Origin of the sequence: Mesorhizobium sp. BR1-1-15, assembly GCF_020165475.1 — a bacterium.
Lineage (GTDB): Bacteria > Pseudomonadota > Alphaproteobacteria > Rhizobiales > Rhizobiaceae > Mesorhizobium.
In genome coordinates, this window is record NZ_JAIUIF010000001.1 from 333470 (window position 1) to 347874 (window position 14405).

16 protein-coding genes and 1 riboswitch are annotated in these 14405 nt (G+C 63.5%); of the genes, 4 read left to right on the plus strand and 12 right to left on the minus strand.

Annotation, left to right across the window (positions count from 1 at the left end; all coding sequences use genetic code 11):
• Window positions 1–111: 111 nt before the first annotated feature.
• The 5 genes from dxs to LB541_RS01630 all read right to left on the minus strand — a co-directional run bounded on the left by dxs (window position 112) and on the right by LB541_RS01630 (window position 4634).
• Complete coding sequence (gene dxs, locus LB541_RS01610) at window positions 112–2049, minus strand: 1-deoxy-D-xylulose-5-phosphate synthase (RefSeq protein ID WP_224617667.1); 1938 nt, start codon at window positions 2047–2049, stop codon at window positions 112–114.
• 77 nt (window positions 2050–2126) lie between these two features.
• Entirely contained in the window at window positions 2127–3047 is a 921-nt protein-coding gene (locus tag LB541_RS01615; RefSeq protein ID WP_140498066.1) for a pirin family protein, read from the minus strand.
• Window positions 3048–3087: 40 nt separating this feature from the next.
• Window positions 3088–3354, minus strand: coding sequence for a DUF2277 domain-containing protein (locus LB541_RS01620; protein WP_010914875.1), 267 nt, complete (start codon window positions 3352–3354; stop codon window positions 3088–3090).
• 98 nt (window positions 3355–3452) lie between these two features.
• Window positions 3453–3704, minus strand: coding sequence for an exodeoxyribonuclease VII small subunit (locus tag LB541_RS01625; protein WP_140498064.1), 252 nt, complete (start codon window positions 3702–3704; stop codon window positions 3453–3455).
• 3 nt (window positions 3705–3707) lie between these two features.
• Window positions 3708–4634 (minus strand): histone deacetylase family protein, encoded by a 927-nt coding sequence (locus LB541_RS01630; protein WP_140514813.1) that lies wholly within the window; start codon window positions 4632–4634, stop codon window positions 3708–3710.
• Between the two features lie 121 nt (window positions 4635–4755).
• Window positions 4756–4936: riboswitch (cobalamin riboswitch) on the plus strand.
• A gap of 48 nt (window positions 4937–4984) precedes the next feature.
• On the opposite strand from LB541_RS01630, the gene bluB reads away from it, so the two are divergent.
• Window positions 4985–5737 carry a 5,6-dimethylbenzimidazole synthase gene (bluB, locus tag LB541_RS01635; protein ID WP_140520811.1) on the plus strand — a complete coding sequence of 251 codons (753 nt, stop codon included), beginning with the start codon at window positions 4985–4987 and terminating at the stop codon, window positions 5735–5737.
• Between the two features lie 45 nt (window positions 5738–5782).
• Here the strand turns inward: bluB and LB541_RS01640 are convergent, their stop codons facing one another.
• A complete protein-coding gene (locus tag LB541_RS01640) occupies window positions 5783–6388 on the minus strand; it encodes a TetR/AcrR family transcriptional regulator (RefSeq protein WP_140498058.1) in 606 nt (201 codons plus the stop codon).
• A gap of 120 nt (window positions 6389–6508) precedes the next feature.
• Here LB541_RS01640 and LB541_RS01645 point away from each other — a divergent pair, with 120 nt between their 5' ends.
• A complete protein-coding gene (locus LB541_RS01645; RefSeq protein ID WP_140674977.1) occupies window positions 6509–7732 on the plus strand; it encodes an MFS transporter in 1224 nt (407 codons plus the stop codon).
• A gap of 50 nt (window positions 7733–7782) precedes the next feature.
• Here the strand turns inward: LB541_RS01645 and ribB are convergent, their stop codons facing one another.
• Both ribB and aroC read right to left on the minus strand, forming a co-directional pair.
• Window positions 7783–8883, minus strand: coding sequence for a 3,4-dihydroxy-2-butanone-4-phosphate synthase (gene ribB, locus LB541_RS01650; protein ID WP_140514808.1), 1101 nt, complete (start codon window positions 8881–8883; stop codon window positions 7783–7785).
• A 117-nt stretch (window positions 8884–9000) separates the two neighbouring features.
• Window positions 9001–10122, minus strand: coding sequence for a chorismate synthase (gene aroC / locus LB541_RS01655; protein ID WP_140514806.1), 1122 nt, complete (start codon window positions 10120–10122; stop codon window positions 9001–9003).
• A gap of 182 nt (window positions 10123–10304) precedes the next feature.
• On the opposite strand from aroC, the gene LB541_RS01660 reads away from it, so the two are divergent.
• Window positions 10305–10565: a DUF1344 domain-containing protein gene (locus LB541_RS01660; RefSeq protein WP_140498049.1), complete on the plus strand. Its 261-nt coding sequence runs from the start codon at window positions 10305–10307 to the stop codon at window positions 10563–10565.
• Between the two features lie 106 nt (window positions 10566–10671).
• Here the strand turns inward: LB541_RS01660 and LB541_RS01665 are convergent, their stop codons facing one another.
• The 4 genes from LB541_RS01665 to LB541_RS01680 form a co-directional block, all read right to left on the minus strand.
• Entirely contained in the window at window positions 10672–11259 is a 588-nt protein-coding gene (locus LB541_RS01665; RefSeq protein ID WP_140559375.1) for a histidine phosphatase family protein, read from the minus strand.
• Between the two features lie 51 nt (window positions 11260–11310).
• On the minus strand, window positions 11311–12129 hold the full coding sequence (fabI, locus tag LB541_RS01670) for an enoyl-ACP reductase FabI (RefSeq protein WP_140514802.1): 819 nt from the start codon (window positions 12127–12129) through the stop codon (window positions 11311–11313).
• A 105-nt stretch (window positions 12130–12234) separates the two neighbouring features.
• Window positions 12235–13182, minus strand: a complete 948-nt coding sequence (locus LB541_RS01675) for a DnaJ C-terminal domain-containing protein (protein WP_140580765.1) — start codon at window positions 13180–13182, stop codon at window positions 12235–12237.
• A gap of 98 nt (window positions 13183–13280) precedes the next feature.
• Complete coding sequence (locus tag LB541_RS01680) at window positions 13281–13742, minus strand: RT0821/Lpp0805 family surface protein (RefSeq protein WP_140514798.1); 462 nt, start codon at window positions 13740–13742, stop codon at window positions 13281–13283.
• Window positions 13743–13782: 40 nt separating this feature from the next.
• On the opposite strand from LB541_RS01680, the gene pdxH reads away from it, so the two are divergent.
• Window positions 13783–14400 (plus strand): pyridoxamine 5'-phosphate oxidase, encoded by a 618-nt coding sequence (gene pdxH / locus LB541_RS01685; RefSeq protein WP_140498039.1) that lies wholly within the window; start codon window positions 13783–13785, stop codon window positions 14398–14400.
• Window positions 14401–14405 lie beyond the last annotated feature (5 nt).

Here is a 14405-nt window from a genome sequence, read left to right on the forward strand (position 1 = left end):
TGCCGTTGAAAAACGGGCAAGAGACACGGTAAGCAAAACGCCAAACCGCAATGTCAACAATGCGTTACGACATCGAGCCGGCAAACCGATTCAAGCGCTTGATGTGTCGAGTCAGGCGCGCTGGGCGCGGACCGCCTGCCCGAGGGCGGTGAAAACCGTATGGACGATGCCGGCGGCATCGAGACCGGCATCGGCATACATCTTTTCCGGCTTGGCGTGGTCCGCAAACACGTCCGGTAGCACAAGCGGGCGCACTTTCAGACCGCTTTCCAGCAGGCCCTCATGGGCGAGGAACTGCAAAACGTGACTGGCGAAGCCGCCGACGGCGCCCTCCTCCACCGTGACCAGAACCTCGTGCGAGCGGGCCAGCCGTCGGATCAGGTCCTCGTCGAGCGGCTTCGCGAAGCGCGCATCGGCGACGGTGGTCGAAAGCCCGGACGCGCCCAGTTCCTCGGCCGCGATCAGGCAATCCTGCAAGCGCGTGCCGAAGGAGAGGAGTGCCACCTTGCCGCCTTCCCTGATGATGCGGCCCTTGCCGATTTCGAGCACCGAGCCGCGATCGGGCATGTCGACGCCGACGCCATTGCCGCGCGGATAGCGGAAGGCGATCGGGCCGTCATCGTAGGTTGCCGCGGTGCGCACCATGTGGCGCAGTTCCGCCTCGTCGGCCGCCGCCATGACGACGAAGCCCGGCAGGGAGGCCAGGAAGGTGGTGTCGAAGGCGCCGCAATGGGTGGCGCCGTCGGCTCCGACGAAGCCGGCGCGATCGATGGGGAAGCGCACCGGCAATTTCTGGATCGCCACGTCGTGCACGACCTGATCGTAGGCACGTTGCAAGAAGGTCGAATAGATCGCCGCGAACGGCTTGTAGCCTTCGGTCGCGAGGCCGGCCGCGAACGTCACCGCATGCTGTTCGGCGATGCCGACGTCGAAGGTCCTGGCCGGAAACACTTCGCCGAACAGATCAAGCCCGGTGCCGCCCGGCATAGCGGCGGTGACGGCGACGATGCGCTCGTCCTCCTGGGCCTCCCGGATCAGGCTTTCGGCGAACACCTTGGTATAGGCCGGCGCGTTGGCCGGGGCCTTGGCCTGAGCGCCGGTGATGACGTCGAACTTGTTGACGCCGTGATATTTGTCGGCCGCGGCCTCGGCCGGCGCGTAGCCCTTGCCCTTCTGGGTGACGACATGGATCAGCACGGGGCCCTTGCCATTGTCACGGACATTTTTCAGCACCGGGATCAGATGGTCCAGATTGTGGCCGTCGATCGGACCGATATGGTAGAAGCCGAGCTCCTCGAACAGCGTGCCGCCGGTGACGTAGCCGCGCGCATGCTCGACCGCCCTGGTGATGGCACGGTCGGCACGCTTGCCAAGATACGAGGTCAGTTTCTTGCCGAAGTCGCGCAGGCCGACATAGGCCTTGCCAGAGGCCAGGCGCGCCAGATAGGCGCTCATGGCGCCGGTCGGCGGGGCGATCGACATGTCGTTGTCGTTGAGGATGACGATCAGGCGGGCATCGAGCGCGCCGGCATTGTTCATCGCCTCGTAGGCCATGCCGGCCGACATGGCGCCGTCGCCGATGACAGCGATGACATTGTTGCGGCCGCCGGCAAGATCGCGGGCCGCCGCCATGCCGAGGCCGGCCGATATCGACGTCGAGGAGTGGGCGGCGCCAAACGGATCGTATTCGCTCTCGGTGCGGCGGGTGAAGCCGGAGAGGCCGCCCTCCTGGCGCAGGGTGCGGATGCGATCGCGGCGCCCGGTCAGGATCTTGTGCGGATAGGCCTGGTGGCCAACATCCCAGATCAGCCGGTCATCGGGGGTATTGAAGACATAGTGCAGCGCCACGGTCAGTTCGACCACGCCAAGCCCGGCGCCGAGATGACCGCCGGTGCGCGACACCGCGTCGATCAGTTCGAGGCGGAGCTCTGATGCCAATTGCGGCAATTCGCTTTCGGAAAGCGTGCGCAGCTCGGCCGGGATGCGGACCTTGTCGAGAAGCGGCGTATGCGGCGTTGCGTTCACGGGTAGGCCCAAGCTTCTGTTCATGCGCGGGATAGGCCGCCGGCAGGCGAAAGTAAATGCCTGCCAAATGACGCGAAAGGCACGCCCCGTCGTCGACTTCCTCAGCCTTCCGGCAGTGGAATGAACTCTTCCTCATCGCCGGGAACGATGTCGAAGCGGCCGGTCTTCCATTCTTGCTTGGCCTGTTCGATGCGCTCCTTGGAGGACGAGACAAAATTCCACCAGATGTAGCGCTTCGAGCCCAGCGAGGCACCGCCGAAAAGCATGAAATGGGCACCAGCCTGTGAGGATACGACGATCTCGTCGCCGGGCCGGAACACCAGAAGCCGTTCCGCCGGAAACACGTCGCCGGAAATCGAGACCTCGCCTTCCAGCGTATAGATGGCGCGTTCTTCCGCGTCAGCAGGGATTTTCACGCTGGCGCCGGGCGCCAGCCTGAGGTCGGCGTAGAGCGTCTCGGAATCGGCTCGCACCGGGGAACGCAGCCCCTGGAAATCGCCTATAACGATGCGGCCGCTGACGCCTTCCGCGTCGATGTCGGGAAGCCGCGCGACAGCGGTGTTTTCGAAAACCGGCGCCACTTCCTCCTTGCCGTCCGGCAGCGCCAACCATGTCTGCAGCCCCGAGATCGACATCGGCGCGCCGCGCAGTTCTTCCGGCGTGCGCTCCGAATGGACGATGCCGCGGCCGGCGGTCATCAGGTTCACGTCACCCGGCTCGATCACCATCTCGGTGCCGAGCGAATCGCGATGCCTGATCCTGCCGTCGAACAGGTAGGTGACCGTCGACAGGCCGATATGAGGATGCGGCCGGACGTCGAGCGCCTGACCGGCACGCAGGATGGCCGGGCCCATGCGGTCGAAGAAGATGAAGGGACCGACCAGCCGCCTTTTGGCAGTCGGCAAGGCGCGGCGAACCTGAAAACCGCCAATGTCCTTGGCGTTCGGAATGACCATCAATTCGATCTGGTCGCTGGCAAAGGCATCGCCGGCTTCAGGATCCTTCCCGGGAAAGAAGCTCATGAACTCTCCTTGTCAGCGGCCGATGGCTGCTTTGGCCAGATCAGGCAAAGCGGATCGCCGCCTTCGCCCGCAGCTTGGCCGCAACCTCCTCGCGATTGCGCGGATGCTGGTTGGTTTCAAGCGAATCGAGAAGCTCGCGCGCCGACGCCGCGATGGCCTCGACGGCATGGTCGAATGCGTGCTGGTTCTGCTTCGAAGGCCGCGTCGTTCCGCTCAGCTTGCGAACGAATTGAAGGGCTGCATCGCGCACCTCGTCGTTGGTCGCCGGCGGATCAAAATTGAACAGGGTCTTGATGTTTCTGCACATCGCTTCCGTATCTCCTCTTGTCCTGGAGCCGTTTCAATCGGGACGCGTTCTATCCTCAATCATGATCGTGTCAAAAACCAGAGAGACGGCTGCGTGCCTCAATCCGCGTCCAGCGGCTCCGTCCCGACCGGCTTGCCGTCGCGGGACAGCCTGATCTTCTCCACCTTGTCCTCGGCCGCCTTCAGCAGCCGGTCGCAATGCACCTTCAGCGCCTCGCCGCGCTCGTAGATCCTAATGGACTGGTCGAGCGGCACATCGCCACGCTCCAGATCATCGACGATCTTCTCCAGCGCGTCGAGAGCCTGTTCGAAGCTCATCGCCTTGACGTCTTCGTTGGTTTCACCAGCCATCATTCATCCTTTCATCAGTCGCCCGACATGGGCGGCGACCGAAAATGCCAATCCTTGCAGATCGTAGCCGCCCTCGAGCAGGCTGACGAGCCGGTTGCCGCTGTGGCGCGCCGCGCGCTGCATGAGTTGGCCGGTCGCCCAGTCGAAATCATCCTCGGTCAGGTTGATCTCGGCCAGCGGGTCGCGATGATGCGCATCGAAGCCGGCCGAAATAATGATCAGGTCGGGTGCAAAATTGTCGAGCGAGGGCAGCACGCGCGACAGGAAGGCATCGCGGAACGCCTCGCTGCCGGTCTGCGGCGCAAGCGGCGCGTTGACGATGTTGCCGGCGCCGGTTTCGTTCTTTGCTCCGGTGCCGGGGTAGAGCGGCATCTGGTGCGTCGAGCAATAAAGCACGGACGGATCGTCCCAGAAAACATCCTGCGTGCCGTTGCCGTGATGCACGTCCCAGTCGACGATGGCGACACGTTCGATATCGTGTTTGCGCTGTGCATAACGTGCGGCGATGGCCGCCGTGTTGAACAGGCAGAAGCCCATCGCGGTCGCTTTCTCGGCATGATGGCCGGGCGGCCGGGCGGCGACGAAAACGTTGTCTGCCCTGCCGGCAAAGACGTCGTCGACGGCGGCGTTGGCGGCTCCGATCGCGGTGATCGCCGCCTGCCAGCTCTTCGGGCTGGCCGTTGTGTCGGCATCGATGCGGGCGATGCCCGTCTCGGGAATGGCGGCGCGTACCCGCTCGACGAAATCCTCGGGATGCGCGTAGAGAATGGTGGCCTCATCGCCTTGTGGCGCCTCGAGGCGGTCGAGCGCGGCAAAAGCCTCGTCGTCGAGCACGCGCTCAATGGCGCGCAAGCGGTCCGGCCGCTCCGGATGGCCGGGTGGCGTGATGTGCTCGAGGAAGATCGGATGGGTGTAGAGACGAGTGGCCATGCTCCCTATCTAGTGCCCCGGCGCGGCGATGGCCATGCGTTGCGGCCTGATGGTTGGGGAAAATCGCGCTTGCGTCCGTTCGCGTCGCCGCGGGGATTGGCGGCGCAGGGGCTTCGTCGTAAAGTCCCCGCCACTGCCTGGTGCCCGCCGCGAGCGGGAGAATCGGGAACACGGTTTGATACCGTGGCGTGCCCAACGCTGTAAGGGGGACCGCGCCGGTAAATGCCACTGTCGATGACGGGAAGGCGCCGGATGCGGGTTGATCCCGAGCCAGAAGACCGGCCTGGCAGGCATCGTCATCCGCATGGTCAGGCGGACGGCAGTTGATTGCAATCGCAAGGGGACAAGCGATGCCGGACAATATGACCATCCCCGTGGGTGACGGATTCGACCAGATGGCGCGCGATGCGGTCTACCGCGCCATGTTCACGCGGCGCGATGTCCGCAGCCATTTTACATCAGAGGCCGTCGACGACGAGGTCTTGGCGCGGCTGCTGCTTGCCGCCCATCACGCGCCATCGGTCGGCTTCATGCAGCCATGGAATTTCATCGTCATTCGTGGCACCGAACGACGGGAACAGGTGCGCGACCTGTTCCTCGCGGCGCGCGAGCAGGAATTGCCGGCGATCGAGGAAGAGCGGCGGGCGCTCTACCGCAAGCTCAAGCTGGAAGGCATCTGCGAAAGCGCGCTCAATATCTGTATCACCTGCGACCGCCGACGCTCACAGGGTTCGCCGCTGGGACGCTGGCACAATCCCGAGATGGATCTCTACAGCACGGTCTGCGCGGTGCAGAATTTCTGGCTGGCGGCGCGCGCCGAAGGCGTCGGCGTTGGCTGGGTCAGCATTATCGAGGCGCAGGCGTTGAAAGGCCTTCTGTCGATTCCCGAGCATGTGACGCCGGTGGCCTATCTCTGTGTCGGCCGTGTCTCGGAGTTCGCGCCGAAACCGGACCTCGAAACACATGGCTGGGGGCGGCGGCTGCCGCTGCCCGAGCTGATCATGAGCGAGACGTTTTGCGGACAGGGCGAAGTTCCGCTCAAATCAACGATCGCACGCCTCAAGGCGGCAACATGCGAAAAGTCTGACAAACCCTTGATTTGATTGCCGATACGGCATGCGCAGCGCGCTGCCGGCGGCCTGCCGTCGTCAGGCGGCTCCGGCATCCTTCCTCAACAATCCTTCGAGCAGTTGCTTGAATGCCGCCACCACGGTCTTCGACGTCGCTTCCGGGTCGTTCGAATTGGCGATCCGCTGCGCCGCCTGGCTGCTCGCCCCGTTGATCAGCCGTGCCGCGGTCTCGGGGTCTACGCCCGGGACAACCACCCCGTCGCCCTGCAGCGTCGTCAGGTGATCGGTCATCGACGCGACGCAGGCATTGGCGTTCGGCCATTGCGCGGGATCCCCCAGCACGGCCGGACCGTCCCGAAACATGATGCGCTGGATTTCCGGCTCCAGCGCCATTTCGATGTAGCTCGTGCATTCGTCGACGAAGCTTTGCCAGCGGGTCGGTGCTTTCGCTGCAACCTCATTCACCCGTGCCGCCATCTCGGCGTCTATCTCGGCGATAACCGCCTGCAAAAGCCCCTTCTTGTCCCCGAAATGATGATAGAGCGCACCGCGCGTCAGCCCTGCCGATGCGGTGAAATCATCCATCGATGCCTCGGCATAACCGATCGTTCCGAACGCATGCCGGGCCGCGGCAATCAATTTGGCGCGCGTTTCGGCGATCATTTCCCTGCGGGGCTTGTGCATCTCTTCTGGCCTTATCTACATACGTCACGTATGCCAATTGACATACGCGACGTATGATCTATTTAGTATTCATACGCATCGTATGTAATTTCCGAATCGCCTTTTGTCGAGGAACGGATCATGCAGAACCCCTATTCCGAGATCTTTCGAGCCCCTGGCGCCAAGGGCTTTGCCGCTGCAGGCTTCATGGCGCGCCTGCCGATCGCCATGGCGCCGATCGGCATCGTGGCGATGCTGTCGCAGACGCGTGGCGAATACTGGCTGGCGGGTGCCGTCTCGGCGACATTCGCGCTGGCCAACGCTTTCCTGGCGCCGCAGATCTCCAGGCTGGTCGACCGCCTCGGCCAGACATGGATCGTCGTGCCCACCACCATCATCTCCGTGCTGGCATTCCTGCTGCTGATTGCGTCGGCCAACCAGGATTGGCCGGTATGGACAATGTTCGTGTCGGCGCTGCTGGCAGCGGCCATGCCCAGCATGCCGGCAATGGTGCGCGCGCGCTGGACCGAGCTTTTTCGCGGCCGGCCGGAGATGAACACCGCCTTCGCCTTCGAATCGGCGGCCGACGAACTGGTCTATATCGCCGGCGCGTCGCTGTCGGTGGGCCTCAGTGCGGCGCTGTTTCCGGAAGCAGGCATGCTGGCGAGCACGTTGTTTCTCGCTTTGGGCTCGATAGCATTCATCCTGCAGCGATCGACGGAGCCGAAAGTGCGGCCGGTGGACCATGGTTCGACTGGCTCGGCAATCCGCCTGCGGCCGGTACAGATCATCACCTTCGCCCTAATCTTCATCGGCGCGACCTTCGCGACGACGGAAGTGAGCACGGTGGCGATCACCAAGGAGTTCGGCCAAGCCGGTGCCGCAAGCCTGGTGATCGGCGTCTATGCGCTGGGATCGTTCGTGTTGGGCATCGTGGTCGGCGCGCTCAACCTCAAGACGCCGCTACAGCGCCAGCTGACCGTCGCGGTCGCCATCATCGCAGTCAGCACGATTTTGCCGCTCACCGCCGACAGCGTGCCGATTTTGGCGCTGACCGTCTTCATCAGCGGCGTGGCGATCTCGCCGACTTTCATCACGGCATTCGGCCTGATCGAACGGCATGTGCCGGAAGCGATGCTGACCGAGGGCATTACCTGGGTGACAACGGGAATCGGCATCGGCATGGCGCTGGGCTCTTTCGCCGCCGGCGCGGTGGTGGATGCGTTCGGCGCCCAGAACGGGTTCTGGGTCTCGGTGGTCGCGGGCGGCATCGCGCTGGTCACGGTGCTGCTCGGCCAGCGCAGTCTTGCCACTCACAAATGCGAGTTGGATGGGTGTGAAGCGGCCGTCGCTGCCGCGGAATGAACCATGACGCGTCCGGTTCAGCGGATCGGACGCTATTGCCGCCGTCGAACCTAGAGAATCTCGGTCTTGGCGATGTGGATGCCAAAACCTTCGAGGCCGACATAGTGGCGCTCGCGCGAGGCGATCAAATTGATCGAGGAAATGCCGAGATCCTTCAGGATCTGAGCACCGAGCCCGATCTCGCGCCATTCATTCTCGCGGCGGCGCGCCTCTTCGTGGTCCTCCCGGTCGCCGCTCGCCGGCCGGTTGCGCTCCTGGTGGGCGACACCGACCGAGCCCTCGCGCAGATAGACGATGACGCCGCGCTTGCGCTCGCCCATCGCCTTCATGATGGCGTCCAGCCGGTGGCTGGTGCCGAAGACGTCGGTCACCACGTCCTCGGAGTGCAGACGCACAGGCACCTCTTCCCCATCGCGGATGTCGCCGAAGACGACGGCGACATGATGCATGGAATCCCAGGGCAGCGTGTAGGTGAAGACTTGCGCCTTGCCGCCGAGCGTGTCGATCTCGGAGCATGCCACGCGTTCGACCAGTGTTTCCTTGCGTTGCCGATAGGCGATGAGGTCGGCGACCGAGACCTGCTTGAGGCCGTGCTCCTCGGCAAAAGCCGCGACCTGCGGGCCGCGCTTGACGGTGCCGTCATCATTGACCAGTTCCGAGATCACGCCGATCGGCGGCAGGCCGGCGAGCTTGCACAGATCGACGGCCGCCTCGGTATGGCCCGAACGCATAAGCACGCCGCCTTCGCGCGCGATGAGCGGGAAGATGTGGCCGGGGCGGACGAAATCGGAGGCGCCGACATTGCCGTTGGCGAGATTGCGCACGGTCAGCGTGCGGTCGTCAGCTGAAATGCCAGTCGTGGTGCCGTGCTTGAAATCGACGCTAACCGTGAAGGCGGTGGTGTGCGCCGAATCATTGTCGGCGACCATCGGCGCAAGGTTGAGGCGCTTGGCCTCCTCGCGCGGCATCGGCGTGCAGACGATGCCCGAAGTGTTGCGCACGATGAAGGCCATCTTTTCCGGCGTGCAATGGACGGCGGCGACGATCAGGTCGCCCTCGTTCTCGCGCCCGTCATCATCCATGACGACGACGATCTCGCCCCGCTCGAAGGCGCGGATTGCTTCGACGATCTTTTTCTGGTCGTAAGACATGGAAATGCTCGCTTCGCTCGCAAGGGAGTAGGGGAATAGGGCAGTAAGGGAGTAAGGGAGTAAGGGAGTAAGGGAAAGGAAAAATTGCTCGTCTCGCGGGCAGCTTAACAGACTGCCCTACTGCCCTACTGCCCTACTGCCTTCCTTGCCTGTCTGTCCTCGGTGCCGCAGATAATGGTCGGCGATTGCGCAGGCAACCATCGCCTCGCCGATCGGTACGGCGCGAATGCCCACACACGGATCATGGCGACCCTTGGTCATCACTTCGACGTCGTTGCCGTCCTTGTCGATCGACTTCCGGGGCGTCAGGATTGAAGACGTCGGCTTGACGGCGAAGCGGGCGATGATCGCCTGGCCGGTCGAGATGCCGCCAAGGATGCCGCCGGCATTGTTGGACAGGAACACCGGCTGGCCGTCATTGCCGATACGCATCTCGTCGGCATTCTGTTCGCCGGTGATGCGGGCGGCCTCGAAGCCGTTGCCGATCTCGACGCCCTTGACGGCGTTGATCGACATCAGGCCTGACGCGATATCCTGGTCGAGCTTTGCGTAGATCGGCGCGCCGAGGCCGGCCGGAACGCCGTCGGCGACGATCTCGATCACGGCGCCGACGGAGGAACCCGCCTTGCGGATGCCGTCGAGATAGCTCGTGAAAACGGGAACGGACGCCGGATCCGGCGTGAAGAACGGATTGTCCGCGTCGCCAATGAAATTCCAGTTCCAGTTGGCGCGGTCGATCGACTTCTCGCCCATCGATACCAGTGCACCGCGCACCACCATGCCCGGCACGACCTTGCGGGCGAGGGCTCCGGCGGCGACCCGAGCCGCGGTCTCGCGCGCCGAGGATCGGCCGCCGCCGCGATAGTCGCGCACGCCGTATTTGACGTCATAGGTGTAGTCCGCATGGCCCGGCCTGTACTGGCGGGCGATCTCTCCATAGTCCTTCGAGCGCTGGTCGACATTCTCGATCAGCATGGAGATCGGCGTACCTGTCGCGATCATCGTCTCGCCGTCATCGTCAAGGATGAAGCCCGACAGCACCTTCACTTCGTCAGGCTCACGGCGCTGCGTGACGAAGCGCGACTGGCCGGGCCGGCGCTTGTCGAGTTCGGCCTGGATTTCGTCACGCGTGAAGCGGATGCCGGGTGGGCAGCCGTCGACCACGCAGCCCAATGCGGCCCCATGGCTTTCGCCCCAGGTGGTGACGCGGAAAAGATGGCCGAACGTGTTGTGAGACATCGCAAAGTGCCCTGCCCGGCATCGGAGCCGACTGAAGCCTGCCTTCTATTGGCGTTTTCCACAGGGGTCAAACCGTGATCTTCGGATTTAGTTTTGACACATTCGATTGGTTTCTGCTCTGCTCCATTCGCCGTTGAGGATCCGCCGCTACCCATGCCGGCGCAATACCAAAGAGGACGATGATGCGTACCCTGATTGGCGCTGTTGCCGCCACATTCCTGCTTTGCACCGCCGCTTTCGCCGGGCAGACCGAAGGCCTGATCAAGAAGATCGACAAGGACGCGCTGACCCTGACGCTGGACGACGGCAAATCCTACAAGCTGAACGCGGAAACCGATCTCGACGCGCTGAAGCCCGGCATGGACATCGTCATCGCCTATGACGTGACCAATGGCGAAAACGTGGTCACCGATATGCAGTTGCCTGACAGCGACTCCGACTAGGCTTCCAATGCAAATCGGCTGTTCGGCGTTTGTTGAGCCGTTACAGCCGTTTTATGCACCCCGCAACCGGCAGCCTGCATGAGCCTTCCTGGATCGTGCCGGGTCCCTAAAGCCACCCCAGGCTGTCGCCTTCCAGCTTGAGCACGCGGTCCTGCGGTATCGCCAGCTTCGCCGCATCGTTCTCGGCCATGTCAAGCACGAAGCGAAACAAGGTGCGCATGACGCCGCCATGCGTCACGCAGACTGTCTGGCGCTCGAGCGCGTCGAACCACGGCTTTACCCGCTCGAGCAGCATCTGGTAGCTCTCGGCATCTTTGCCCGGCGGCTGAAAGTTCCATTTGTCCAGCGCACGCGTCCTGCTCGCACCCGGAAATTGCGTCTCCAGCTCGGCAAAGGTGAAACCCTGCCAATCGCCGAAATTCACTTCAACAAGGCGGGGGTCGGTCCCGTAGGCAGCCGGGTCGAGCTTCATGGCGGCGCGAATGCGCTCCATGGTCTCGCGCGTGCGCCGCATCGGGCTGGCGACGAAATCGAACTCTGCGGGATTGGAGATCAGGTCAGCCAGCCGATGCCCGTTTGCGCTCGCCTGCTCGCGGCCGAGCGCGTTGATGTCGGTATCGGCCTGCCCCTGAAGCCGGAATTCGGCATTCCACGCGGTCTGGCCGTGGCGCACGATATAAACCAGCGGGTACATCAGGTCTTCCGGAGGTCGGGCCAGGGCCTGGGCGGAGGATAGGCGGAGGAGTTAATCCTTGACTGTCGAAATGTCAGGTGCGTCGACCGCCTTCATGCCGACGACGTGATAGCCGGAATCGACATGATGCACTTCGCCGGTGACGCCGCGCGACAGGTCGGACAGGAAATAGACGCCGGAATCGCCGACCTCTTCCTGGGTGACCGTCTGCTTCAGCGGCGAATTGTACTCGTTCCACTTCAGGATGTAGCGGAAGTCACCAATGCCGGAAGCGGCCAGCGTCTTGATCGGGCCCGCCGAGATCGCGTTGACGCGGATCTTCTTGGCGCCGAGATCGACGGCGAGGTAACGCACGCTGGCCTCGAGTGCGGCCTTGGCGACGCCCATGACGTTGTAATGCGGCATCACCTTTTCGGCGCCGTAATAGGTCAGCGTCAAAAGCGAACCGCCATCGGTCATCAGCGCCTCGGCGCGCTTGGCGATGGTGGTGAAGGAATAGACCGAAATATCCATCGTGCGCAGGAAATTATCGCGCGTCGTCTCGACATAGCGGCCGGTCAGTTCGTCCTTGTCGGAAAAAGCGATGGCATGGACGAGGAAGTCGAGCTTGCCCCAATGATTGGCGACATTTGCGAAAACGTCGTCGAGGCTCGCCGGATCGGTCACATCGCAATGGCCGGCGACAAAGGCGCCGAGTTCCGCAGCCAGTGGCTCGACCCGCTTCTTGAACGCTTCACCCTGATAGGTCAGCGCGATCTCGGCGCCGTGGTCGACGCATGCCTTGGCGATGCCGTAGGCGATCGACCTGTTGTTGGCGACGCCGAGGATCAGGCCGCGTTTGCCGGCCATCAGGCCCTGTCCACCCGCCATATGCGTGCTCTCCGCAAGATTTCTTATTTGTGGAGAGCCCTATCGCACAGGCACAGAGCCCCTTCAAGCGCTCAAACGGGACAGTTCGGGGACAAGAGCCGCCAATCAGCCTTTTTGGCTGCGCAACAGCCCTTCGAGCGCGCTGTCGCCGCCTTCTGGCAGCATGATGCGCACATGGGCGTAGAGATCACCGTGGCCGCCGGCCTTTTCCGGCAGGCCCCTGCCCTTCAGGCGCAGGACCTTGTCCGAGCTCGACCAGGCGGGAACGTTGACCGCGAGCTTGCCGGTCGGCGTTTCTACGGCCACCTTGGCGCCAAGCACGGCATCGGCCAGCCCCACCGGCAAATCGGCATGCAGGTCGCGGCCCTCCAGGCGGTAGCGCGGATGCCGGCGGAAGCGGATCTTGACCAACGCGTCGCCGGGCTGGCCCGGCCCTTGCTCGCCCTGCCCCTTCAGCCGGATGGTCTGCCCGTCCTCGACATAGGCCGGCAGCTTGACCGCCACCTTGCGGCCGTCAGGGAACATCGCCGTGACCTTTTCAGCGTTCGCCGCTTCCTCGATGGTGATGTCGAGCGTGACATTCAGGTCGGCGGCGGTTGCCGGCTGGCGGCGGTCACCCATTCCTGCCCCGCTTTGGCCGGGGCCGCGCGAGCCGGAGAAGACGTCGCCAAAAATCTGGCTGAAGATATCGCTGTTGCCGTCGAACGGATCGCCGCCCGGGCGTCCGGAGCGGAACTCGAATCGCGAACCGCCGGCTCCCTGCTGCTGGCGACGAAAACCGGCGAAGGGGTCACCGCCACCGGGGGCGCCCTCGAAGCCCTGGAAACGCGGCTTGCCGTCGGCGTCGATCTCGCCCCGATCGAAAGCGGCGCGGGTCTTCTCGTCCCCGACGATCTCATAGGCCTGATTGGCCGCGGCAAAACGGTCCTTCGCCTTGGGATCATTCGGATTCTGGTCCGGATGATGCTTCTTGGCGAGTTTGCGGTACGCCGATTTTATGTCCTTGGCCGATGCGTTCTTTGCAACGCCCAGCACCTCATAGGGGTCGCGCATGCTTCCTGCCCTGGAGAAAGAGTGAGTCCATAGTCGCCTCTTATATGCGCTCGCATAGGAAGAAATTCCAGTGCTGGACGTTATTCAAAGGTGGAAGCTCAAAGCGCCCTGAAGTCCTGCATGCGCCAGCCGCCGGCGCTGGCCAGGCAAAGTTCGCCCGCGAACATGGCAACGCCGTCAAAGCTTTCGCGCGAAGCCTTGAAGCGGCGGCAGGTCTGGCCCCCGTCCTTCAATTCCGCCAGTTCGGTAATTGAGCCGCGCGAACCCGTACCGGCATTGGCCCACGGCACGGCTTGACCGCCGAGCTGCTCGATGTCGGCGGAGGACACCGCGTTGCCGATCGTCGTCTGGTCGGAATCGCGGTCCGAATCGGCCGGCGCGGCTGGAGCCGAAATGCTGCCGGTCAGGATCGAGCGATCGACCTCGGCCTTTTGCAGGCTGAAGCCGCCCGCGCCACATGCGGCAAGCGGCAAGGCAATCATCATGATCGCGGCTTTGGCGCTGGCTGAAGCAAATAGGCTGCCTTGCCTGCTGTCAAAAGCTTGCGCGATACGCGACAATCGGCAACCTCCCCTGTTTGATGAAAATTTGAGAAAAACTATGAGTGAGACTGAGTTAACAAGCGGTGACTTTACCGAGGCCGCCGAGCCGTTTCGCCTTTTTGCCGCATGGCTGGACGACGCCACCAAAAGCGAAATGAACGACCCCAACGGCGTGGCGTTGGCAACCGTCGATGCCGAGGGCATGCCGGATGTGCGGATGGTGCTGCTCAAGGGGTTCGATGAGAGCGGCTTTGTGTTCTACACGAATTTCGAAAGCGCCAAGGGCCGGGAGATCCTAGGCAGCATGAAGGCGGCGATGTGCTTCCACTGGAAATCGCTGCGCCGCCAGGTGCGCGTGCGCGGGCCGGTGGAGATCGTCAGCGATGCCGAAGCCGACGCCTATTACGCGACACGGCCGCGCGGCAGCCGCATCGGCGCCTGGGCCTCGAAACAGTCGCGGCCGCTGGAAAGCCGGTTCGCGCTGGAAAAGGCGGTGGCCGAATACACGGCCCGCTACGCCATCGGCGAGATTCCGCGCCCAAAACACTGGTCGGGTTTCCGCATCGTGCCGAAGACGATCGAGTTCTGGCACGACAGACCGTTTCGGCTGCATGACCGCGTGGTGTTTTCGCGCAATGCCGGGGGCGGTTGGGAGAAGACGCGGCTTTATCCCTGAGTTTG

Bases quoted from the DNA above. Each gene is read 5' to 3' on its own strand.
- dxs (WP_224617667.1), bottom strand. From the start codon at position 2,049: ATGAACAGAAGCTTGGGCCTACCCGTGAACGCAACGCCGCATACGCCG.
- LB541_RS01615 (WP_140498066.1), bottom strand. From the start codon at position 3,047: ATGAGCTTCTTTCCCGGGAAGGATCCTGAAGCCGGCGATGCCTTTGCC.
- LB541_RS01620 (WP_010914875.1), bottom strand. From the start codon at position 3,354: ATGTGCAGAAACATCAAGACCCTGTTCAATTTTGATCCGCCGGCGACC.
- LB541_RS01625 (WP_140498064.1), bottom strand. From the start codon at position 3,704: ATGGCTGGTGAAACCAACGAAGACGTCAAGGCGATGAGCTTCGAACAG.
- LB541_RS01630 (WP_140514813.1), bottom strand. From the start codon at position 4,634: ATGGCCACTCGTCTCTACACCCATCCGATCTTCCTCGAGCACATCACG.
- bluB (WP_140520811.1), top strand. From the start codon at position 4,985: ATGCCGGACAATATGACCATCCCCGTGGGTGACGGATTCGACCAGATG.
- LB541_RS01640 (WP_140498058.1), bottom strand. From the start codon at position 6,388: ATGCACAAGCCCCGCAGGGAAATGATCGCCGAAACGCGCGCCAAATTG.
- LB541_RS01645 (WP_140674977.1), top strand. From the start codon at position 6,509: ATGCAGAACCCCTATTCCGAGATCTTTCGAGCCCCTGGCGCCAAGGGC.
- ribB (WP_140514808.1), bottom strand. From the start codon at position 8,883: ATGTCTTACGACCAGAAAAAGATCGTCGAAGCAATCCGCGCCTTCGAG.
- aroC (WP_140514806.1), bottom strand. From the start codon at position 10,122: ATGTCTCACAACACGTTCGGCCATCTTTTCCGCGTCACCACCTGGGGC.
- LB541_RS01660 (WP_140498049.1), top strand. From the start codon at position 10,305: ATGCGTACCCTGATTGGCGCTGTTGCCGCCACATTCCTGCTTTGCACC.
- LB541_RS01665 (WP_140559375.1), bottom strand. From the start codon at position 11,259: ATGTACCCGCTGGTTTATATCGTGCGCCACGGCCAGACCGCGTGGAAT.
- fabI (WP_140514802.1), bottom strand. From the start codon at position 12,129: ATGGCGGGTGGACAGGGCCTGATGGCCGGCAAACGCGGCCTGATCCTC.
- LB541_RS01675 (WP_140580765.1), bottom strand. From the start codon at position 13,182: ATGCGCGACCCCTATGAGGTGCTGGGCGTTGCAAAGAACGCATCGGCC.
- pdxH (WP_140498039.1), top strand. From the start codon at position 13,783: ATGAGTGAGACTGAGTTAACAAGCGGTGACTTTACCGAGGCCGCCGAG.